Raw genomic sequence first — 19,577 nt, 5'->3', positions numbered from 1 at the left:
TGCCTTGTGTCCCAGTGCAAGAGGAATGCCGAATGGTCGTCGGCCGAGCAGAGCTCGGCCGTTTGAGCGGCAGGACATTGCGCAGCAATGTCCGGGAGCGTCGAAGAACGAGCGATCACGCTTGACCCCTCCGTCGCGTAAGACGCGACACCTTCCCATTTGAATGGGGAGGAGAGCGAATCACCTACGCCGGAACGCAGTAGCCGTCGCGGCGCGGGTCGCAGCCGCCGGTGAAGATGCCGGTTTCCGGATCGACCGCGACGCCCTGCATGCCGCCGACCTTCATGGTCCATTCCGGGCCGGTCGTGACGTTGTGGCCGCGCTTGCGCAGGTCGGCGTGGACGTCCGGCGGCAGGCGCGATTCCAGGAACACCTCGGCACCGTCGGTCAGGCGGCCGCGCGGCGCCTCGATCGCCTGCTGCAGCGGCAGGCCGAAATCGACGTGCTGGACCATCGCCTGCGGCTGGGTCTGCAGGATGCCGTAGCTGCCCGGCGTGCCCAGCGCGAGGATCGGGTTGCCATCCTTGGTGGAAATCGAGGGCGCCATGCACATCGGCAACTGGTCGCCCGGCTTCACGCGGTTCGGGCTCTGCGGATTGACGTCGGCCCAGTAGAGGAAGTTGTTGAGGCAGAGGCCCGTGCCGGGCACCACGATGCCCGAGCCGAACACGCTGCCCAGGCTCTGCGTCAGGCAGATCAGGTTGCCTTCGTTGTCGGCGATCGAGAACGACGTCGTGTGGCTCTCGTCGGTCGCCGAGACGGGCTCCTGCGGCGGCGTCCACTGCTCGGTCGGGCCGATCACCGGCTTGCCGTCGCGCACCCGGGCGCGCAGCGTCTCGACATGGGCGTCCGACAGGATTTCGGCCAGCTTCTGCGGCGCCGGCACGCCCGTCGCGATGCGCACGCCGGCGGCGAGACGGACGGCGCGCAGCACCGTGTCGACATGCTCCGTCGAGTTGCGCTTCATCTTTGCGAGGTCGAAGCCTTCGAGGATGCGCAGGGTCAGCAGGAACTGGAAGCCCTCGCAGGGCGGCGGCGGCACGTGGACGGTGCGGCCGCGATACGTGACGGAGACCGGATCGCGCCAGGTCGCCTTGGCGGCCATCAGGTCGTCCATGACCATGCAGCCGCCGAGCTCGGTCAGCCGGTCGAGGATCTTCTTTCCCAGCGCGCCGCCATAGAGCAGGCCGGGACCTTCGGTCGCCAGCGCCTCGAGCGTGCGGGCGAGATCGGGCTGCTTCAGCACGAAGCCAGGCTTCACGTTGCCCGCGCCGGCCGTGTAGACGCGCGACCATTCGGGATGGAGCGCCTTGTGTCCGGCCAGTTCGCCGGCGACGCCCTGGATTTCCTCGATGTTGAATTCGATGAGCTGGAAGCCGTCGCGCGCGATGGCGATCGCGGGCGCGAAGAGTTCCGGCAGCTTCTTCTTGCCGTGGGCGCTGTTCAGCTCGCACCAGCCGGCGAGATTGCCCGGTGCGCCGACGGCAAGGGCGCCGCGCTGCAATTGCGAACGGTTGCTGAGCTTGTCGACCGGGAAGTTCTTCGAGATCGGGCCGACGAAGTCGAGCGTGCGGACGCGCTTCTCGCTGGCGATGTAGCAGGTCGCGACACCGCGGCCGGCGAGGCCCGACATGTAAGGTTCGACGACGTTCAGTGCTGCTGCAGTCGCGACCGCCGCGTCGAAGGCATTGCCGCCGTTGGCCAGGATGCGGGCGCCCGCGGCCGCGGCCAGCGGATGAGCGGCGGCCACCATGCCGTGCCGCGATGCGATTGTCGGACGCTTGCCGTGCTGCAGCATGAGTTCTCCCTTGAGGCGGCCGGATCGTGCCGCCTCTTTCGCGCTTCGACCAGCGCCAATTGCGCATCGGTGCCACGGCTTGCATAAAGACCGGTATGAGCATTAGCAGACGCAAGGCACTGACGATTCTCGGGGCCGCTTCGGCGGTGGCAGCCCCCGCACGGGCGCAGACGACTTGGCCCGCGAAGCCGCTCACCATCGTCGTGCCCTATGCCGCCGGCAGCGCGACCGACACGCTGGCGCGCCTGATGGCGGAGCAACTGGCGCCGAAGCTCGGCCAGCCGGTGATCGTCGACAACAAGGGTGGCGGCAACGGTTCGATCGCCGGCACCTTCGTCGCGAAAGCGCCGCCCGACGGCTACACGCTGATGATCGCGACGGCGGCGACGCATGCCGGCAATCCCAACCTGATGAAGTCGTTGCCCTACGATTCGCTGGTCGATTTCGCGCCGGCCGGCTTCTACGGATTCATCCAGTTCGTCCTGCTGGTGCGCGCCGATGCCGGCATGGACACGCTGGCCGACTTCATCAAGCGCGCCAAGGCCAAGCCGCCGCTCACCTCGGGCGCCGGAACGCCCTCGGCCCGCGTGATCACGGCGACGCTGGCCGAGCGGATCGGCACCGACATCACCTACGTGCCCTACAAGTCCGCGCCGCAGGCGCTGGCCGATCTCCTGTCGGGCCAGATCGACATGACCTTCGCCGACGTGGCCATCGCCGTGCCGCAGGTGAAGGCAGGCAAGTTGAAGGCGCTGGTGATGGCCTCGGATTCGCGCTCGCCTCTGCTTCCCGAAGTGCCCACCTTCCAGCAGGCCGGGCTCGGCCAGTTCGCGCTCGACGCCTGGTTCGTGATCATGGCGCCGTCGAAGACGCCGCCCGAGATCGTGGCGCGCATCGACAAGGCGGTGCAGGAGGTCGTGACCGATCCGGAAGTGATCAAGCGCCTGCGCGGCATCTCGTTCGAGCCGCAGCGCAAGGCGCCGGAAGACGTCCGGCCGTTCATCAAGTCGGAGATCGAGAAGTGGGGCCGGCTCGCCAAGGCCGCCGGCATCGAAAAGGAATGACGATGGCTGATCCGAAGCGCCTCGAATTCGGCTGGTTCCTGCCCACCGCGGGCGACACCACCGCCTATGGATTGCCGAGCGCCCAGGTGGCGCCGTCGCTGGAGCTGTTCGACAAGATCGTGGGCGCGGCCGAGGCGGCAGGCTTCGAATACATGCTGGTGCCGGTGCAGACCGCGTGCTGGGAAGCCTGGATCTCCAGCGCCATGATGGTGGCGCGCTCGAAGTCGATGCGCATGCTGGTGGCGGCGCGGCCGAGCTACATCAATCCCGTGCTTCTGGCCAAGATGATCACGGCCTTCGACCAGCTCTCGGGCGGCCGCATCTGCATCAACCTGATCGCCGGTCAGAGCGAGGCCGAGAGCGCCTCCGAAGGCATCAAGTGGGGCAAGGAAGAGCGCTACGAGATCATGGACGAGGAAGTCTCGATCCTGAAGGCGCTGTGGACGACGCGCGGACCGGTGAACTTCGACGGCAAGTTCTACCAGCTCAAGGGCGCGCAGATCCGGCCCTATCCGTTGCAGCAGCCGCATCCGCGCTTCTATCTCGGCGGCGGCTCGAAGCAGGCCTGGGAGATCTCGGCCAAGCACTCCGACGTGCATCTCTTCTGGGGCGACACCTACGAGCGCATTCGCGCCAACATGGAAGAGATCAAGTCGATGGCGGCGCGCCACGGGCGCGAGAACGCGATCGGCTTCGGCATGCGCCTGCAGGTCGTCTGCCGCGAGACCGAGAAGGAAGCCTGGGATTTCGCCCACGGGCTCGTCGAACATGCGAGCGAGGCGCAGAAGGCCTTCGTGAAGGAACGCTTCGCGACCTCGGAAGCCAACCGCCGCGTGCGCGAGCTGGCGGCGATCGGCGAGACCATCGAGCCGCATCTGTGGACCGGCATCACCCAGGTCCGCCCCGGCGCCGGCATCGCCATCGTCGGCGATCCCGAGCAGTGCGCCGACACGTTGCAGAAGTTCATCGATCTCGGCTGTCACTCCTTCTGCCTGTCGGGCTACCTGCACGACGAGGAGGCGGAGCGCTTCGGCAAGTGGATCATGCCGATCCTGCGCCAGCGTAATCCGGGGCGGATGCTGGCGGCGTAACGTATGCTGGATATGGGCAAGGATCCCTCACTGCGTTCGGGATGGCACTCTTGTTGGGATAGGCGCCGTGCGCCGATGAAGAGAACGGTGTCATCCCGAACGCAGTGAGGGATCCTTCGCTGCTCCTCAAAGCGTGAGCTGCCATGGCCCAGCCGACCCTGCCGGATTTCAGCGCCCGCCAGCTCGAAGCGGTCCTCGCCGTCGGCGAATACGGCAGCTTCATCGCGGCCGCGTCGCGGCTGCGCATCTCGCAGCCGGCGCTGACGCGCACCATCAAGCGGGTCGAGGCGGCGCTGGGCGTACGCCTGTTCGAGCGCAGTACGCGCCATGTGCAGATCACGCCGGCCGGCCGCGAGTTCGCGGCCGTGGCCGAGCGCATGCTGAACGATCTGCGTATTACCGTGCGATCGATCCGCGAGGTTGCGGAGGAGCAACGCGGCCGGCTCAGCATCGCCAGCATCATGTCGGTGGCGAGCGGTGCGCTGCCCTTGCTGCTCGCGGCCTATCGCGCCGACCGGCCGGGCATCGAGATCCATGTCCAGGAAGGTGTGCATGGCAGCGTGCTCGAGGCGGTGCGCAGCGGGGCCGCCGATCTCGGCCTCACCTATGTCGACGAGCTGCCCGACGCCATTTCGGGTGAGGCGTTGCAGCGCGAGACCTTCTGCCTCGTGGTGCCGCGCCGCCACCGGCTGGCCGCGCGCCGGACCGTGGCGCTGGCCGAGTTGCGCGACGTGCCGCTGGTGGCGCTACCCAGCGATTCGCGTACCCGGCGGACGGTGGATGCCGCGGCGTCGGTTGCCGGGCTCACGCTTCGCCAGATCGTCATCGTCAACCAGTTCGCGACGCTCATGGGCTGCGTGCGCGCCGGCGTCGGTCTCGCCATCGTGCCGACCGGCGCGACGGGCCTGTTCCTCGGCCGCGATCTGCGGGCCATTCCGCTCGGCGAGCCGAAGCTCTCGCGTCGCCTCGGCCTCGTTCTCCTGCGGGAACGGGAACCGTCACCGGCTGCGGCCGGCTTTCTCGCACTTGCACGCCGGGCCTGGCCGAAGCCCGCCGGGCGTTGATGCACGAAATGGAATAATTGCGGCTATCAGCTTGCGGTTGGCATAGGCGCACGGAAGGCTATTCTGGCGGCAGCCCGTCTGGCGTCACGTGCGCGGCGCGGTGGAGGAAACGACGTGCAGTTTGCATCCCGATCCTACTCGGCCGACAGCATTTCGGCCGTCCAGGAACTCTATCATTCCAACGGCTGGACCGACGGCCTGCCGATCGTGCCGCCGACGCGCGAAGCGGTTCAGGAATGCCTCGAATGGGTGATGATGCCGCCCGACCAGCTGATCGGCATCGAGCCGGTGCGCGGTCTCGCCATCACCGCCGAGAAGCTCGCGATCAATGCCGTGATGGCGGGTTGCCTGCCCATGCATTTCCCCGTCGTCGTGACGGCGTGGACCGCCATGATGCAGGACGAGTTCCTGATGCACGGCGCCACCGCCAGCACCGGCGGCTGCGCGGTGCTGGTCATCCTGAACGGGCCGATCCGGCTCGAGATCGGCGCCAGCGGCACGTTCAACGCGCTTGCCAACTCGGACCGCGCGACGGCGGTCATCGGGCGCGCCATCCGGCTCTGCCTGATCAACCTGCTGGACGACCGGCCGGGCGTGATCGACCGCTCGACGCTCGGCCATCCCGGCAAGTTCAGCTACTGCGTCGCCGAGGACGAGGAAGACATGACCTGGCTGCCACTGGCCGAGCATCGCGGCGTGCCGAAGGGCGCGTCCTCCGTCACGGTGATGTCCGCGGGCGCGCCGCGCCAGCTGATGAACGAATGGACGACCAAGCCCGAGGAAATCCTGGAAACCTTCGCGGCCGAGATGCGCGCCAACATGCGCCACTATTCGATCCATCCCGGCAACTACGCGATCGTCATTCCCAAGCAGTTGCGCGAGCATCTGCAGGCCGGCGGCTGGACCAAGGCCGACATCGCGACCTTCATCCACGAGCGCGCGCGCATCCATCGCCGCGAATGGGCCGAGGTCGGCAAGGGCGCCGTCGTGCGCGACCGCGGCGACAGCGTCTATACCGCGATGGACTCGCCCGACCAGCTGCTGGTCGTTGCGGCCGGCGGACCGGCCGGCGGCTTCGGTGCCGTGATCCCGCCGTGGCTCGGCAACAAGAGCTATGCCGTCACCCTTCCCATCGGCGTCTGCGTCGATTGCGAACCTCCCAAGAAGTAAGAGGAACCCTCATGTTCGAAGTTCTCGATCCCACGCCCGGCACCGCGCCGCCGGCCGGCCGGCTCGCCCCGCGTCTCGACACGCTGGAGGGCAAGACCATCGGCTTCATCTCCAACGGCAAGGAAGGCACCAAGGGCTTCTTCAAGCACCTCGACCAGATCCTGCGCGAGGAATATGGCGTCGCCAGCGTGGTGAGCCGCACCAAGTCGAACTACAGCGCCCCGGCCGATCCGCACATCGTGGCGGAGATCAAGGGCTGGGACGCCGTCGTTTCCGGCCTGGGGGATTGAGGGTCCTGCTCATCGTGCAGTCTGCACGACTCGGTTACCGCTGAAAGACTGGACGTTCCCGCGTTCAGCGTGATGACGACCCGCTTCGCCAGCGCCGCCGACATGATGAGCCGCGTGCTCGGCATGCCGGACTATGCCTTCGCCCAGATCGGCCATCCGGTCAGCAGTGCCACCGACGACCAGCTTCGCGCCATGGCCCGCACGGCCATCGAGCAGGGCCTGGCGATGCTGGTGAAGCCCAAGGCCTGAATACCCTGCCTGGCAACCTCCGGCGACTTTTTGCGTTGCCGGAGGGAACCAAGAACAAGGGAGTTCGGGCTTATGAAGCCGATGGCTATTTTGGGCGTTCTTCTGATCGCGATCGGCATTGCCGGCTTGGCGATCGACAATATTTCCTTCACCGAGCGCAAGACCATCGTCGATGCCGGCCCGATCAAGGTCACGGCTGACGAGCAGCGCACGATTCTCATCCCGACCATTGCCGGCATCGTCGCGGTGATCGCCGGCGCCGGCCTGCTGTTCATGGGCCGCGCGGCACGGGGCTAGGCTGAGCGAAGCTCAGCCCAACGGCCAGGTGAAGCGGATGTTGTTCTTCGACAACCCGTCGAGGACGATCTGCTGGCCGCCCGACTTCATCATCCATTCCAGGCGATGGTCGCGGTATTCGCGGCGAATCTGTCCCGAGGTGAGACGCTCGGCAGCACTCGCCATGCCGGCCGCGGCGGCTTCGAATTCCCGGAAGGTCCCGGCGACGGACGGGCGCTCGATCAACCGGTCACGCCACCGCGCCAGCGATGAGCCGGCTTGCGTGCCCAGCCCGTAGAAGAACGAGCGGTTGAGATAGGGTGCGACGCTGAGATCGGCCCAGCCGAAGTTCTCGCCGTTGAACCACGGCCGGTCGCCGAGCTTGTCCGCCAGCCACGCCTGCAGCTCGGCGGTCTGTCGTGCGGCGGTGGCCTTCATCGTCTCCGCCTGCTCGCCCTCGGCGCGCCTGAACCAGCGGATCTCGCTCAGGCCCCAGTTCACCGCCTCGTAGAGCGTGTCGCAGAGGTCCTCGATCATCCGTGCCTCGGCGCGTGCCGCAGGATCGCGCGGCAGCAGGTGCGGGGCGGGATACTTGTCCTCGAGATACTCGAGAATGATCGTCGAATCGAAGATGCGGGCGTCGCCGTCGATCAGCGTCGGCACCTCGTTGCGCGGGCTGGCCGCCGCGAACGCGCCGCCGGCCGTGCCGGTGCCCAGCGCGGCGGGTGTCTCGACCTTGAAGTCGAGCCCTTTCTCGCGCAGCGCGATCTTCACCTTCTGGGCATAGGACGAGAGCGGATGCTCGTAGAGCAGCATCAGGCATACTCCATGGGTAGAGCCATCGCATGCGCCTGGAATGCCCATGCGGTGCGTGCTTCGAGGTCGGAGAAAGGTCCTTCGCTTCGCTCAGGATGACAACCTTGTTGCATCGACGCACTGCGCCAATCCCAGCAAAAGTGTCATCCTGAGCGAAGCGAAGGACCCTTCAGTCATTCCTCAGGGAATCTCCATCCGGACCGCGATGGCGGCGCTGGCGATCACCGCCGGATCGTTGTTCTCCGGATCGGCGATGTCGAGGCCGCCCTTCACCACCTTCACGGTGACGATGCCATGCGGCAGGGAAGCCTTCACCTTTTCCACGTCGACCTTGTCGGGCTGCTGCACGCCGATCGTCACGTCGACGAACATGCCGGTCTTGGTGTCGATCTTCAGCGCCCGGATCATCGCGAGCGACGAATGGTGCAGGGCGTCCTGCACCGCGCGCAGCGCGGCCTTGGTGTAGTCGCCGCCGTGCAGGTCGTTGCCGGTGCCGAGTTCGAGGATCACGCGCTTGGCGGTCATCGTCTTGCTCCTCTCACAGATCCAGACGAACGATGGCGGCCGCCTGGGCGATCACCGTCTTGTCCGTGCCGGCTTCGTTGGCGACTTCGAGTCCACCCTCGACCACCTTCACCGTTCCGGTACCGTGCGGCAGAACCGCCAGCACCTGCGCGGTGTCGACCTGGTCGGGCTGGGGCACGCCGATCAGGACCTCGACCACCATGTCGTCGCTCGACTTGCCCAGCGCCGTGGCGATGGTGAGTGAGTTGTGCCACAGCGCGTCGCGCAGGGCCCGGACGGCGGCCTTGGTGTAGTCGCCGCCCCGGATGTCGGTGCCCATGCCGATCTCGAGGGCCACCTTTTTCAGCGCCATGGTCGTCTCCTGTTCAGGGCTTCGCGAGACCGGCCTTGATGAGCAGCGGCTTCACCTCGGCATAGTACTTCTCGGCGAAAGCGCGGAAGTCCGCGGGGGGCTTGTCCCACGGAACCTGGATGAACTTCGCGAGATACTCGATCACCTTCGGCTCGGCGGAGGCCTGCTTGAAAGCCTCGTGGAGCGTGTTGACGATCTCGGGCGGCATGCCCTTGGGACCGAGCAGGCCATAGGGGCTCTGGCCCACGACGTTGACGCCGAGTTCCACCATGGTCGGTACGTCCGGGTAGCGCGGGATGCGCTTCTCGGTGGCGAAGGCCAGGATCCGGCACTTGCCGTCGTCGACGAACGGCGCCCACTGCGCGGCGTCGGCGATAAACTGGATCTCGCCGCTCATCAGCGCCTGCATCCACTCCGCGCCGCCCTTATAGGGAACGTGGGTGAACTTCGCGCCGGTGGCCTGCTCGACCTCGATCATCATGAGCTGGCCCGTGCCGCCCACGCCCGAGGTGCCGTAATTGTACTTGTCGGGGTCCTTCTTGCCGGCGGCAATCATGTCCTGGAACGTCTTCCAGGGAGAATCGGAGCGCACGACGATGCCCATCGTGTAGCCCGACAGGCCGGTGATGTAGGTGAAGTCGGTCAGCGGGTTCCAGCTGGTCTGCTGGTAGTGAGGATAGCGCAGCGTATTGATGCTCATCACCGCCAGCGTGTAGCCGTCGGGCTTGGCGTTGAGCAGCATCGCCGGCGCCAGCGTGCCGGCAGCGCCGGGCTTGATGTCGATGATGATCTGCTGGCCCAGGATCTTGCCCACCGCCTCGGCGAGCAGGCGCATGTGGACGTCGGTGACGCCGCCTGCGGCGAAGGGATTGTAGATCGTGATCGGTTTCTCGGGCTTCCAGCGGGCCTGGCCGCGCGCGGCCCCCGAGCCGATCATCGGCGCGGCGAGCGCGGTCGTGCCGGCCAGAACGGCAAAGCGGCGACGGTTCATCGACATCCGGGACATGAACGCTCCTCCTGCTCATTTCTTTTGGATCTCGCGCACGGCGAAACGGCTGCACAAGGCAGCCGTCCGTCGTTCCATAGCGTCTTGGCGAAGGCGCGTTAAGCGCTACTTCCGCCGCGCGGCGTCGATGCTCCAGGGACCTGGACCCGCGGCGGCAAGGTAAAGGAAGACGAAGCAGAAGAGGATCGCCAGTTCGCCGGCATTGAGGATGGGATAGAAGCCCCGCGGCGCGTGGGCCATGAAGTAGGCCACCGCCATCAGCCCGGACAGCACGAAAGCGACGCTGCGGGTGAACAGGCCGAGAATGATCAGCACGCCGCCCACCAGCTCCAGGATACCGGCGATACCCGGCAGCGATGTGAGGCTGAGATTGGCGAACATCGGGATGACGGGGATTTTCAGCAGCTTTGCCGTGCCGTGCTGGAGAAAGAGCAGTCCTGTCATGATTCGCAGGATGCTGAGCAGGCGCGGAGCCCACGCCGAGGCCAGAGCGTCGAAGTTCATGACGAGAATTCCCCAAGGTTGAAGCGTGCGGAAGCCATCGTCATTGCGGCTCTCGCTTCTGACAAGCGATTGGACGGTGATCGGGTTACCAAACGGTCAGTGAGCACCCGCGCTTCGTTACAGGTTCGCCTGTGATCCGCTGCAACCGGTCGCGAGAAGCAGCGGTTTCACAAGCAGGAATTGGCCGCAGGCCCAGCGCGTCCTCGCCGGTGCGGTGACTAAGCAGGGATCTCAGGCGATCGGGCTCGGCGGGCCTGCCGGATGGGGGACTGGCGTCGGGTGGTCCTCCGGGATCGGTACGCCGGGACGTCCCGGCATTTCCGGCGGTACGGGATCGACTTTTCCAGGAATGGGCGGGACCGCAGGCACTTCACGGGGCGGGTCTGCTGCGTGTGAGGTCATCATCTGTTTCCAATCGCTTTCAAAACACCCAATGAGCAAGGCCCGCCCTATGGCGCAGGCATTCAGTCGGTCGCTCTTCAGGGGTGCTTCTGCATGTTCGCCGCCACCGCCGGGGTTGGCGATCGCTGGGGAGAAAACGCCCCGCTTGGGACCGGGGTTGCACGCTGCGCTGTTTCCGGGGACTCATTTGAAAGCGGATTCCGCAGCAACCCCGATGACCGCTGGCAGCCTATTTCTCCGGCACCTTGCCGATCCGTTCCACGGCGATCTTGAGGCGCGCTGCGTCCTTTTCGAGGAACACCTTGAATTGGGGCGCATCCAGATAGGCGATCGGAGTTTCCACCTTGGCCATCGCCTCCTTGAACTCCGGATCCTCGACGGTGCGCCGAACCGCATCGCGCAGCGCGGCCTGTATGGTGGCCGGCGTAGCCACGGGGGCGAACAAGCCCGACCAGATGTAGAAGGTGGCGTCGTAGCCCAACTCCTTCATGCTGGGGACGTTGGGCAACGACGCGAGGCGCTTGTCCCCCCATACGGCCAACGCGCGCATCTTGCCGGCCTTGATCTGTGCCATTGCCGCCGACGGGCCGGACGCCAGCGCATCGATCTGGCCGCCCAGCAGGGCCGCCACGGCCGGGCCGCCGCCCTGGTAGGGGATATGGAACAGCTTGATCCCGGCTGCGGTGGCGAAGATCTCCATCGCCACATGCAACGTGCCGTAGACGCCGGATGAACCGTAGTTGATCGTGCCCGGCTTGGCCTTCGCGGCCTCGACGAGGTCCTTCAGGGACTTGAAGGGACCGTCCTCGCGCACCACGAGGATCGTCGGATCGGCGCTGATCAGGGCGATGGGAGCGAACTGATCCAGTTCGTAGGCCGGCGTTCGCCCCTGGAGGACATCCGCCACCGGCAGCACCGAGATCGACGAGAGCGCCATCAGCAGCGTGTATCCGTCCGGCGCCGCGCGCGCTGCCTGGGCCGTACCCACCGAGCCGCCGGCACCCCCCTTGTTCTGCACGACCACCGACTGCTTCAGGATCCGGCTCATCACGTGGGCCAGCGGCCGGCCGGTGATGTCGGCAACGCCACCGGGCGGGAAGGGCACGATCATCGTGATCGGCCGCGACGGATAAGCGTCCTGGGCCTGGACGGGAAGGCCGAGCGGCAGAAGTGCGGCACTGGCCAGCAGGGAACGGCGCTTCATCTCTTCCTCCTCTTTCTTGCTTTTTACTTTCTACTTCTTCGACCCGGCCTGGGCCGCTCCGGCCCTCGTTCCGGGATAGGTGGCGGTGAAGCCGAAGATGGTCGAGAGCGCGTTGGGCTCCATGATCTTGTCGATGTCGTCGAGACCCGCGGTCTTCGCGGGCTTCAGGCCCAGCACCAGGGCACCCTTCGGCGCCTTCCAGTCGGCGATGAACGAGACGACCGCGTCGAGAGCCTTAAGCGTCTCGCCGCTCTGCGCCTGGGCGAAGGCGCCAAGGGCATCGAGCGCGGTCGTGATGAGTTCATCGGCCGTGATTCCCTCTTCCTTGGCCGCCGCGGGGACCAGCTTGGCGAACAGCTGCTTGTCGTCGATGGTGAGGGAGGCGCTGCGCAGCCGGGCGTCGTCCTTGGCGCTGTCGATGTCTGTCTTGTCGCTCACCCCGTCGAGGATCATCGACAGGGCCAGGCGTGCCTGGCCGCGAAGGCTGACCTCCAGCATGTTGAGCGTCAGCACCTTCGCAGCCGGATCGATCCGGTAGTCGAGCGCCATGTCGAAGGGGACGTTGGGCACACCGTAGGGTTCCAGCGCCGTGAACATCTCGTCGTCGCCCGTGACGCCTTCCATCCTGAGCTTGGCGAAACGCGGCGAAAGATCGTCCTTGGCATCCTTCCTGAGACGCTCGAAATCCAGATCTTCGACCGTCACCTTGTCGATCCTGACCGTGCTCTCCTTGTCGCCGGTGGCGGGGTTGGCGGGCACCACCGCGACGACATCGTTCAGGACGAATCCCGACGCGCCGAGTGGCTGGCCGCTCGCATAGCTGAACTTCTTCAGCTCGAACTGGGGCTTCAGTTCCTTCTCGAAGCGCTCCAGACCGGTCTGTGCCGAGGCACCCGCGGCAAATCCGAACCACAGGAGTGCCGACATCAGCGCCACGAAAACGATACGCATCCAATTCTCCCGATTGCGAGGAAGAGACTATCAGCCGGGGCAGACAGCGACGAGCACCGCGATATCCGCGGTGCGTTTGCAAGGCTTTGGCATTTCAACTGCAAACACCCAAAGTCCTGTCATGTATGCTGAATCAGGAGATTACGCTCGACGGGACATTGAAGTAGGGTCCCGGCCTCAGCCCCGGGAGTTTTTCATGTTTCGCCTCTTCTCCAGTCTGCTCATCCTGCTCGCGCTGCCGCTTGGCGCCGCTTCCGCCCAGACGCTCACGAAGGACGATGCCGAGAAGATGGTGATCGGCCTCTATGCGGTTTCCGTCGCGGTCGACACGTGCGACCTCGACATGACCAAGGAGCAGGAAAAGCGTCTCGAATTCTGGATCGAGTGGGCGGAGAAGCAGCTCAACATCGCCGACCGCAAGCTCGACAAGACCTACGACACGATGGAAAAGGAAGCCGAGAAGAACAAGAAGAACTTCTGCGAGACGATGATGCCGATCGCCAAGCAGGCGCTGAACGAGCTTCCGCCCTCCATGTGAGGCTGAGCGAAGCTCAGCCCGCCAAGCGGCAGGACATTGCCTTTGGCAATGTCCGGGAGCGCCGTTGGCAGAGCGATCACGTGAAACGCAGCTCCTCCCATTTTGAATGGAGAGGGGCTCTTACTTCTTCAGTTCGATCCACGCGGGCGCATGGTCGCTCGGGCCTTCGCGCCCGCGTTCTTCGCGATCGACGCCGCCGCGCTTCAGGCGCGGGACGAGATCGGGGCTCAGCAGCAGATGGTCGAGGCGCAGGCCCGCATCGCGCTCCCAGCGCTGCCGCATGTAATCCCAGAAAGTGTACATCGGCGCGTCGGGATGGAGCGTGCGCAGGCTGTCGGTCCAACCCTGCGCCAGCAGCTTCCTGAACGCCGCGCGCGGCGCCGGCTGGACCAGCGCATCGTTCTTCCACGAGCGCAGCGAATAGATGTCGAAGTCGGTCGGCACGACATTGTAGTCGCCTGCCAGCACGACCGGCGCGCCGCTCTTCAGCAGTGATTTCGCGTGGGTCTGCAGGCGGCGCATCCAGTCGAGCTTGTAGGTGAGTTTCGGGCCCGGCTGCGGGTTGCCGTTGGGCGCATAGAGGCAGCCGATCACCAACCCCTTCACCGCGGCTTCGATGTAGCGACTCTGCGTATCCGTGCGGTCGCCGGGTAGCCTCTTGCGGATGAGGACGGGCGCCGATTTGCGGCCGAGAATGGCGACGCCGTTCCACGTTTTCTGTCCGTGCCAGACCGCCGGATAGCCGGCGCGCCGCAGCGCGGCCTCTGGGAACGCCTCGTCGGCTGCCTTCAACTCCTGAAGACACACGATGTCCGGTTTTGCGCGCTTCAGCCAGGCGAGCAGGTTGGGCAGCCGTCGGTTCACGTTGTTGACGTTGAAGGTGGCGATCTTCATGGCGCTAGCGGTATCCCGCCGCCTGCAGCTCGAAGAGTTCGGCGTAGCGACCCTGCTGTGCCACCAGTTCCTCGTGCGTGCCCTGCGCCTCGACCTTGCCGTCGGCCAGCACGAGGATGCGGTCGGCCATGCGGACGCTGGAGAAGCGGTGGGAGATCAGCACCGCCGTCTTGCCGGCGCTCAGCTCCTTGAAGCGCCGGAACACCTCGTATTCGGCGCGGGCGTCGAGAGCGGCGGTCGGCTCGTCGAGGATCAGCACCTCGGCCTCGCGCATGTAGGCGCGGGCGATGGCGATCTTCTGCCATTCGCCGCCGGACAGTTCGACGCCGTTCTTGAAGCGCTTGCCGATCATCTGGTCGTAGCCGCCGGCCAGGCGCGCGATCACCTCGTCGGCCTGGCTGCGGTTGGCGGCCCGCGCGATGCGTTCATGGTCGGCGCGCGCCGCGATCCGGCCGACCGCGATATTGTCGCCGGCCGGCAGGTTGTAGCGGACGAAGTCCTGGAAGATGACGCCCATGCTGCCGCGCAATTCGTCGAGCCCGTAGTCGCGCAGGTCGCGGCCGTCGAGCAGGATGCGGCCCTCGTCGGGGTCGTACAGCCGCGTCAGCAGCTTCACCAGCGTGGTCTTGCCCGCGCCGTTCTCGCCGACCAGCGCCACCACCTCGCCGGCCTTCAGGGTGAAGGAAAGATGGCGCACCGCCCACCGCTCGGCGCCGGGATAGATGAAGCCGACATCCTCGAACACGAAGCCGTCGCGAATCGGCCTGGGAAAGGGCAGGGGATCGGCCGGCGAATGGATTTCCGGCCGGACCGCGAAGAAGGAGACGAGATCGTCGAGATAGAGTGCCTGGCCCGCGACGGATGAAAAGCCGCTCAGCAGCGATTCGAGCAGGGTGCGCAGGCGGCGGAAGGAGCCCGCGAGGAAGGTGAGGTCGCCCACGGAGAATTCGCCGGTCAGCGTGCGCCAGGCGATGTAGGCGTAGGCGAAGTAGTAGCCGATCGTGCCGATGGTGGTGAACAGCCCGCCCCAGCCGGCGCGGCGCAGCGCCAGCCGGCGGTTCGCGTCATAGAAAGATGCGGCGAGGCGGCGGTATCGGTCGATCAGGAAGTCGTTGAGGCCGAAGATCTTCACTTCCTTGGCGGTCTCGACGCTGGCCGCGGTCTGTCGGACATAGTCGAGTTCGCGCCGCTCGGGCGTGCGACCGAAGTCGAGCGAATAGCTCTTGGCATTGAAATGCGCCTCGCCGAGGAAAGCCGGCACCAGCGCCACCAGCAGCAGCACGATCAGCCACGGCGCGAAGACGATCAGGCCGGCCGCCAGGCTCGCCACGGTGACGAGGTCCTGCGCCTGCGAGAAAAGCTGGCTCATGAGCGTCATGCGGCCGCTGGTCTGGCGGCGCGCGCGTTCGAGCTGGTCCTGGAATTCGGCGTCCTCGAAATCCTCGAGGTCGAGGGTTGCGGCATGCTCCATCAGTCGCACGCTCGAACTCGTGCTGACCCGCTCGGCCAGCAACCCGTCGAGGAAGGTGACGATGCGGCCCAGTATGTCGGCCAGTACCGCCACCGTGAACTCGGCGGCCAGCAGCAGGCCCAGCTTGTTGAGATGGCCGCTGTCGAGCCATTGCTGCAGCGTCGCCGGCTTGTCGGGCAACTGCACCAGCATCACCACGTCGTCGATGATCAGCTTGCCGATATAGAGCGTGGCCACCGGCAGCAGGGCGCGTACCAGGCGCAGGAGGATGGTGGCTGAGGTGAGCGACGGGCTGGTTGCCCAGACCATGGCGAGGAACGGCCACAGGTTCCTGAGCGCGCCGACGCGTTCGCGAAAGGAGCTGGCGTTGGTCGTCGACGGCGCGGGCATTCCCGTCTAACTCCGGCGAGGGGATGCGGGTTCCGGTCCCGTCATCCGGCCGCCAGGGCGGGCGCTGGCCGCAGGCGGGCGGCCACGACCGGCCGGTCGGCGTGCGAGATCGTCCATGGAACGGGCATGGCAAATTCTAGCACGGAACGGATGACGGGCGGGACCCAGAGACGGCATAGTGCGCGCCGGGGGAGTTACCATGAGCCTACGCGTCCGCACCGCCGTCTTCGCCGCCTCGCTCGTCGCCTCGGTCGTGGCGATGATGACGCCCGTCCACGCTCAGATCCTGCCGACGCCGCCGGGCTGGCAGATCGAGCGGGCCGTCGTACTCAACCGGCATGGCGTGCGTGCGCCGATCGCGACCAACGAACAGCTCGATCGATACAGCGCGACGGCCTGGCCGACCTGGCCGGTTGAACCGGGCTTCCTGTCGCCACGCGGCGAGGAGCTGATGCGTCTGATGGGCACCTACTATCGTGTGCTCTATGGCGGGCGCGGGCTGATCCAGGCGGACGATTGCCCGACCGCGGGGACGGTCGCGGCCTGGACGGATCTCGACCAGCGCACCCGCGTGACCGGCGCGGCAATCCTGGCCGGCATGTATCCGCGCTGCGCGAACCTGCCGCTGCGCAACCAGGCCAACTTCACCGTGCCCGATCCGATCTTCCACCCGCAGCCGACCGCTTCCTGTCCGATGAACGGCGCGGCCAACCAGGCCGCCGTCATGGCGCGGCTGGGCGGCAGCTTCGCCTCGGCGCTGCGGAACTACGCCTCGCAGCTCACGATGATGCAATCGGTTCTCTGCCCGGCCGGCGCGACCAAAGGAGTGGGCGGCGGCAGTTGTGGGGAGGCGGGCGTCGCGTCGAGCGTGGTCGCCGATGCCGACGGCTGGGTTAGGCTGCGCGGCCCGCTGGGTTATGCATCGACGGCCGCCGAGAATTTCCTGATGCAGTCGGCCGAGGGAATGCCGAAGGATCAGGTCGCCTGGGGCCGAATCGCACACGACGCGACGCTGAACGAGCTGCTGTCCATCCATCAGTTCGTCCAGGATCTCACGCAGAAGACGAAGCCGATCGCCCAGCAGCGCGGCTCGAACCTGCTGTCGCTGGTCGGCGCCATCCTCGTGAACGGGCACAGTTTCCCGGGACACGCCGCGACGGGCCAGCCGGTCCGCTTGGGCCTATTGGTTGGGCACCAGAGCAACATCCACAACATTGCCGCCCTGCTTGACCTCACCTGGCAGATCCCCGGCTATCTGCCGGCGGAAGCCTCGCCCGGCGGTGCGCTGGCCTTCGAACAGTTTCTCGATGTCAGCACAGGGAGACGTTATGTGCGTCTCGCCTATTATGCGCAGACGCTGGACGAGATGCGCCGTCGTGCGCCACTCAGCTACCGCGATCCGCCCGGCATGAAACAGGTCGCCCTGCCGGCCTGCGCGGCCGACCTGGTGAACGATGCCTGTCCGCTGGAGAGCTTCCTCAAGATCGTGAAAGCGGCTGTCGAGCCGGGCTGCGTGACCTCCAGCGCCGGCAACTACTAACGATCCGACACCAGCCGCTCGCGGCCCAGTGCCGTGATGGCATCGCCTTCGGGGCCGGACTCGATTAGCGCCAGGTAAAGCAGACGCGCGCGATGATCCTCGGCCATCGACGACGCGGTCCCGTCGGCAAGCCCGCGTAACGACGTGAGGGTCGCCTGCGTCAGCGGGGCGATCAGGCCCTTGGGCATCGTTCGAATGTCTCTTGGCATACGTGAATCAACCTCCGGTTCTGGAGCTGATAACGTGATGGCCGCATGAAAGTTGAAAGCGCAGAGCTGGATAAAGCCGGGAACCGCCCCGACTTTGCCCGGTTTCGCGCACGCTGGACGATCCTGCTGTCGCTGATCGCCTTCGTGGGCGGCGCGCCCGCAGGGTCGCCGACCTCGTCGTGTTCATGCATCGCGGCAAGGTCTGGGAGATCGGCCCGACGGCCGAACTGTTCGCCGATCCGAAGACGGCCGAGTTCAGGCAGTTCGTCGGCAGCGAGCTTTAGCCGGTCTGCCTCAGGACTCGGCGAACTGGGCCGCTTCCTGGCGGCCGGCCTGTTCGCTGGCCATCATCACCAGACCGTAAGTGACCACCAGCGTGAAGACGATCGTGGCGTAGAGCGTGTAGGGGTGTGTCGCCGCTGCGGAGCCGGCCGGCAGCACATGCAGGACCTCGAAGCCCAGCACGCCCGCGCGGATCACGCGCGCAATGCCGAGGCCCACGAACGCCAGAGCGGCCGGCAGGCGGCTGCTCAGCCGGTCCTTGTGGCGGCCCTGCCAGATTTCCCAGGCGGAGGCGAGGCCCAGCAATCCGAGGAACAGCGAGAAGGGGATGGCGGCTGCCTGCCGGCCCGCGCCCATCGCGCGCAGCACGACGAACAGGACGAGAAACGCCAGGCTGACGGTGATCGAGAGCAGGATCAGCCGCGGCAGGCCGGAGCGCCCGTGATTGGCGAACCTGAGGCTGAGCCACATGCAGGCGAAACCCGCGACGATCAGCATGTCGGCGGCGAGCGCCAGAGTGAGGTCGGCCTGCGAGGTCTGAAAGCGCAGGATCAACGCGCCCAGGCTGGTGAGCAGCAAAGCCGCGGTCCAGGCACGCAGGCCCGGCGCGTCGCGATGATGGTACCAGGTCAGCAGCGCAGCGCCCGCGCCGCACACCGTGACGATGGCGCCGACCAGGTAGAGCGTCTTGATGTTGAGTTCCATGAAGGGCTCGGCCGGTCCGGGAACGTCAGGCCGGCGGCGCGACAGTCAGGCCCTTGACCTTGTGGCGGTCGATGAAGCTTTGGACGAGGCCGGATTTCTTGGCCTTCTCCACGAAGTCGGCGAGGAAGGCCGCGCCGTCGGTGTTGGCCTTGGCGGTGCCGACGGCCTGCTGGACCGCGGTGAACTTGCCGTCGAGGATCTTGAGGCCGGGTGCCTTCTCGACATCCTTGAGAAGGCCCGGACGCAGGCCCGCCAGAACCTCGAGCTTGTCCGACATGAATTTCTCGTAGGCCGCGTCGAGGCCGCTCACCTGCACCAGCGTGGCGTTCTTGATGTTGTTGACCAGCCACAGATCGTAGGCCGAGCGCGCGGACACGGCGATGCGCACGCCTTTTCTGTCCACGTCGGCGATCGATTTGATCGACGAGCCCTCGGGCACCATGTAGGTCGCCTCGATCTCGACATAGGCGGCGGTGAACTGGATCTTCTCGGCGCGCTGCGGCTCGGCGCCGATCAGGCCGATGTCCCACACGTCCTTGCCGACCTGGTCGCCGAGTTCTCCTGGCGTCTTGAAGGGGACGTACTTCACCGGCACGCCCAGCGCTTCGGCGATCGCGCCCGCCATGTCCGGCGCGACGCCGACCGGATCGTTCTTTTCGCTGCGGCCGGTGACCAGCAGGAAGTTGGACAGGTTGATGCCGGCGCGCAGGACGCCGGTGGGGGCAAGTTGGGCTCGGGCTTTGTCGATCATGCCGCCAGTCTATGGGCAACCGTGACCGGATGGTA

The 19,577-nt window shown here is 66.3% G+C and carries 21 protein-coding genes; 8 read left to right on the top strand and 13 right to left on the bottom strand.

The genetic code is table 11. From position 1 onward, the window contains the following. Positions 1-184: 184 nt before the first annotated feature. A complete protein-coding gene (locus KQ910_RS02450) occupies positions 185-1,798 on the bottom strand; it encodes a gamma-glutamyltransferase family protein (protein WP_216956835.1) in 1,614 nt (537 codons plus the stop codon). 95 nt (positions 1,799-1,893) lie between these two features. Here KQ910_RS02450 and KQ910_RS02445 point away from each other — a divergent pair, with 95 nt between their 5' ends. The 6 genes from KQ910_RS02445 to KQ910_RS02415 all read left to right on the top strand — a co-directional run bounded on the left by KQ910_RS02445 (position 1,894) and on the right by KQ910_RS02415 (position 7,023). Next, positions 1,894-2,862 carry a Bug family tripartite tricarboxylate transporter substrate binding protein gene (locus KQ910_RS02445; protein ID WP_216956833.1) on the top strand — a complete coding sequence of 323 codons (969 nt, stop codon included), beginning with the start codon at positions 1,894-1,896 and terminating at the stop codon, positions 2,860-2,862. A gap of 2 nt (positions 2,863-2,864) precedes the next feature. Next, positions 2,865-3,953 (top strand): LLM class flavin-dependent oxidoreductase, encoded by a 1,089-nt coding sequence (locus tag KQ910_RS02440; protein ID WP_216956831.1) that lies wholly within the window; start codon positions 2,865-2,867, stop codon positions 3,951-3,953. A 143-nt stretch (positions 3,954-4,096) separates the two neighbouring features. Continuing rightward, a complete protein-coding gene (locus KQ910_RS02435; protein WP_216956829.1) occupies positions 4,097-5,017 on the top strand; it encodes a LysR family transcriptional regulator in 921 nt (306 codons plus the stop codon). 114 nt (positions 5,018-5,131) lie between these two features. After that, positions 5,132-6,187, top strand: coding sequence for a hypothetical protein (locus KQ910_RS02430; protein WP_216956827.1), 1,056 nt, complete (start codon positions 5,132-5,134; stop codon positions 6,185-6,187). An 11-nt stretch (positions 6,188-6,198) separates the two neighbouring features. Then, positions 6,199-6,726: a UGSC family (seleno)protein gene (locus tag KQ910_RS27085; protein ID WP_304627642.1), complete on the top strand. Its 528-nt coding sequence runs from the start codon at positions 6,199-6,201 to the stop codon at positions 6,724-6,726. An 81-nt stretch (positions 6,727-6,807) separates the two neighbouring features. Beyond that, entirely contained in the window at positions 6,808-7,023 is a 216-nt protein-coding gene (locus tag KQ910_RS02415; RefSeq protein WP_216956821.1) for a hypothetical protein, read from the top strand. A 12-nt stretch (positions 7,024-7,035) separates the two neighbouring features. On the opposite strand, the gene KQ910_RS02410 is transcribed toward KQ910_RS02415, so the two are convergent. The 7 genes from KQ910_RS02410 to KQ910_RS02380 form a co-directional block, all read right to left on the bottom strand. Then, on the bottom strand, positions 7,036-7,818 hold the full coding sequence (locus tag KQ910_RS02410) for a glutathione S-transferase family protein (protein ID WP_216956819.1): 783 nt from the start codon (positions 7,816-7,818) through the stop codon (positions 7,036-7,038). A gap of 180 nt (positions 7,819-7,998) precedes the next feature. Further along, on the bottom strand, positions 7,999-8,343 hold the full coding sequence (locus KQ910_RS02405) for a Lin0512 family protein (protein WP_216956817.1): 345 nt from the start codon (positions 8,341-8,343) through the stop codon (positions 7,999-8,001). A gap of 13 nt (positions 8,344-8,356) precedes the next feature. After that, positions 8,357-8,695 (bottom strand): Lin0512 family protein, encoded by a 339-nt coding sequence (locus tag KQ910_RS02400; RefSeq protein WP_216956816.1) that lies wholly within the window; start codon positions 8,693-8,695, stop codon positions 8,357-8,359. 13 nt (positions 8,696-8,708) lie between these two features. After that, a complete protein-coding gene (locus tag KQ910_RS02395) occupies positions 8,709-9,701 on the bottom strand; it encodes a Bug family tripartite tricarboxylate transporter substrate binding protein (RefSeq protein WP_216956814.1) in 993 nt (330 codons plus the stop codon). A 105-nt stretch (positions 9,702-9,806) separates the two neighbouring features. After that, positions 9,807-10,205 carry a DoxX family protein gene (locus KQ910_RS02390; RefSeq protein WP_216956812.1) on the bottom strand — a complete coding sequence of 133 codons (399 nt, stop codon included), beginning with the start codon at positions 10,203-10,205 and terminating at the stop codon, positions 9,807-9,809. 631 nt (positions 10,206-10,836) lie between these two features. Further along, complete coding sequence (locus tag KQ910_RS02385; protein WP_216956810.1) at positions 10,837-11,811, bottom strand: Bug family tripartite tricarboxylate transporter substrate binding protein; 975 nt, start codon at positions 11,809-11,811, stop codon at positions 10,837-10,839. A 30-nt stretch (positions 11,812-11,841) separates the two neighbouring features. Beyond that, entirely contained in the window at positions 11,842-12,762 is a 921-nt protein-coding gene (locus tag KQ910_RS02380) for an aq_1923 C-terminal domain (protein ID WP_216956808.1), read from the bottom strand. Between the two features lie 196 nt (positions 12,763-12,958). Here KQ910_RS02380 and KQ910_RS02375 point away from each other — a divergent pair, with 196 nt between their 5' ends. Beyond that, positions 12,959-13,300, top strand: coding sequence for a hypothetical protein (locus KQ910_RS02375; RefSeq protein WP_216956806.1), 342 nt, complete (start codon positions 12,959-12,961; stop codon positions 13,298-13,300). 120 nt (positions 13,301-13,420) lie between these two features. Here the strand turns inward: KQ910_RS02375 and xth are convergent, their stop codons facing one another. Together xth and KQ910_RS02365 are read right to left on the bottom strand one after the other, a co-directional pair. Further along, a complete protein-coding gene (xth, locus tag KQ910_RS02370; protein ID WP_216956804.1) occupies positions 13,421-14,194 on the bottom strand; it encodes an exodeoxyribonuclease III in 774 nt (257 codons plus the stop codon). A 4-nt stretch (positions 14,195-14,198) separates the two neighbouring features. Next, positions 14,199-16,055 carry an ABC transporter ATP-binding protein gene (locus tag KQ910_RS02365; RefSeq protein WP_216956802.1) on the bottom strand — a complete coding sequence of 619 codons (1,857 nt, stop codon included), beginning with the start codon at positions 16,053-16,055 and terminating at the stop codon, positions 14,199-14,201. A gap of 199 nt (positions 16,056-16,254) precedes the next feature. Here KQ910_RS02365 and KQ910_RS02360 point away from each other — a divergent pair, with 199 nt between their 5' ends. Further along, a complete protein-coding gene (locus tag KQ910_RS02360; RefSeq protein WP_216956800.1) occupies positions 16,255-17,595 on the top strand; it encodes a histidine-type phosphatase in 1,341 nt (446 codons plus the stop codon). Here KQ910_RS02360 and KQ910_RS02355 read toward each other — a convergent pair. The 3 genes from KQ910_RS02355 to KQ910_RS02345 form a co-directional block, all read right to left on the bottom strand. Continuing rightward, positions 17,592-17,783 (bottom strand): hypothetical protein, encoded by a 192-nt coding sequence (locus KQ910_RS02355; protein ID WP_216956797.1) that lies wholly within the window; start codon positions 17,781-17,783, stop codon positions 17,592-17,594. The genes KQ910_RS02360 and KQ910_RS02355 overlap by 4 nt on opposite strands. 315 nt (positions 17,784-18,098) lie before the next feature. Then, positions 18,099-18,791, bottom strand: a complete 693-nt coding sequence (locus KQ910_RS02350) for a hypothetical protein (protein ID WP_216956795.1) — start codon at positions 18,789-18,791, stop codon at positions 18,099-18,101. A gap of 25 nt (positions 18,792-18,816) precedes the next feature. Further along, positions 18,817-19,542, bottom strand: coding sequence for an ABC transporter substrate-binding protein (locus tag KQ910_RS02345; RefSeq protein WP_216956792.1), 726 nt, complete (start codon positions 19,540-19,542; stop codon positions 18,817-18,819). Positions 19,543-19,577: the final 35 nt, after the last annotated feature.

It is taken from the genome of Reyranella humidisoli, from assembly GCF_019039055.1.
Lineage (GTDB): Bacteria > Pseudomonadota > Alphaproteobacteria > Reyranellales > Reyranellaceae > Reyranella > Reyranella humidisoli.
The sequence above is the reverse complement of the archived record's forward strand: the minus strand, read 5'-3'. Positions and strand labels throughout refer to the sequence as shown.

Excerpts from the sequence above, each read along its gene's own strand:
- KQ910_RS02450 (WP_216956835.1), bottom strand. The coding sequence starts at position 1,798 with ATGCTGCAGCACGGCAAGCGTCCGACAATCGCATCGCGGCACGGCATG.
- KQ910_RS02445 (WP_216956833.1), top strand. The coding sequence starts at position 1,894 with ATGAGCATTAGCAGACGCAAGGCACTGACGATTCTCGGGGCCGCTTCG.
- KQ910_RS02440 (WP_216956831.1), top strand. The coding sequence starts at position 2,865 with ATGGCTGATCCGAAGCGCCTCGAATTCGGCTGGTTCCTGCCCACCGCG.
- KQ910_RS02435 (WP_216956829.1), top strand. The coding sequence starts at position 4,097 with ATGGCCCAGCCGACCCTGCCGGATTTCAGCGCCCGCCAGCTCGAAGCG.
- KQ910_RS02415 (WP_216956821.1), top strand. The coding sequence starts at position 6,808 with ATGGCTATTTTGGGCGTTCTTCTGATCGCGATCGGCATTGCCGGCTTG.
- KQ910_RS02410 (WP_216956819.1), bottom strand. The coding sequence starts at position 7,818 with ATGCTGCTCTACGAGCATCCGCTCTCGTCCTATGCCCAGAAGGTGAAG.
- KQ910_RS02405 (WP_216956817.1), bottom strand. The coding sequence starts at position 8,343 with ATGACCGCCAAGCGCGTGATCCTCGAACTCGGCACCGGCAACGACCTG.
- KQ910_RS02400 (WP_216956816.1), bottom strand. The coding sequence starts at position 8,695 with ATGGCGCTGAAAAAGGTGGCCCTCGAGATCGGCATGGGCACCGACATC.
- KQ910_RS02395 (WP_216956814.1), bottom strand. The coding sequence starts at position 9,701 with ATGTCCCGGATGTCGATGAACCGTCGCCGCTTTGCCGTTCTGGCCGGC.
- KQ910_RS02390 (WP_216956812.1), bottom strand. The coding sequence starts at position 10,205 with ATGAACTTCGACGCTCTGGCCTCGGCGTGGGCTCCGCGCCTGCTCAGC.
- KQ910_RS02385 (WP_216956810.1), bottom strand. The coding sequence starts at position 11,811 with ATGAAGCGCCGTTCCCTGCTGGCCAGTGCCGCACTTCTGCCGCTCGGC.
- KQ910_RS02380 (WP_216956808.1), bottom strand. The coding sequence starts at position 12,762 with ATGCGTATCGTTTTCGTGGCGCTGATGTCGGCACTCCTGTGGTTCGGA.
- KQ910_RS02375 (WP_216956806.1), top strand. The coding sequence starts at position 12,959 with ATGTTTCGCCTCTTCTCCAGTCTGCTCATCCTGCTCGCGCTGCCGCTT.
- xth (WP_216956804.1), bottom strand. The coding sequence starts at position 14,194 with ATGAAGATCGCCACCTTCAACGTCAACAACGTGAACCGACGGCTGCCC.
- KQ910_RS02365 (WP_216956802.1), bottom strand. The coding sequence starts at position 16,055 with ATGCCCGCGCCGTCGACGACCAACGCCAGCTCCTTTCGCGAACGCGTC.
- KQ910_RS02360 (WP_216956800.1), top strand. The coding sequence starts at position 16,255 with ATGAGCCTACGCGTCCGCACCGCCGTCTTCGCCGCCTCGCTCGTCGCC.
- KQ910_RS02355 (WP_216956797.1), bottom strand. The coding sequence starts at position 17,783 with ATGCCCAAGGGCCTGATCGCCCCGCTGACGCAGGCGACCCTCACGTCG.
- KQ910_RS02350 (WP_216956795.1), bottom strand. The coding sequence starts at position 18,791 with ATGGAACTCAACATCAAGACGCTCTACCTGGTCGGCGCCATCGTCACG.
- KQ910_RS02345 (WP_216956792.1), bottom strand. The coding sequence starts at position 19,542 with ATGATCGACAAAGCCCGAGCCCAACTTGCCCCCACCGGCGTCCTGCGC.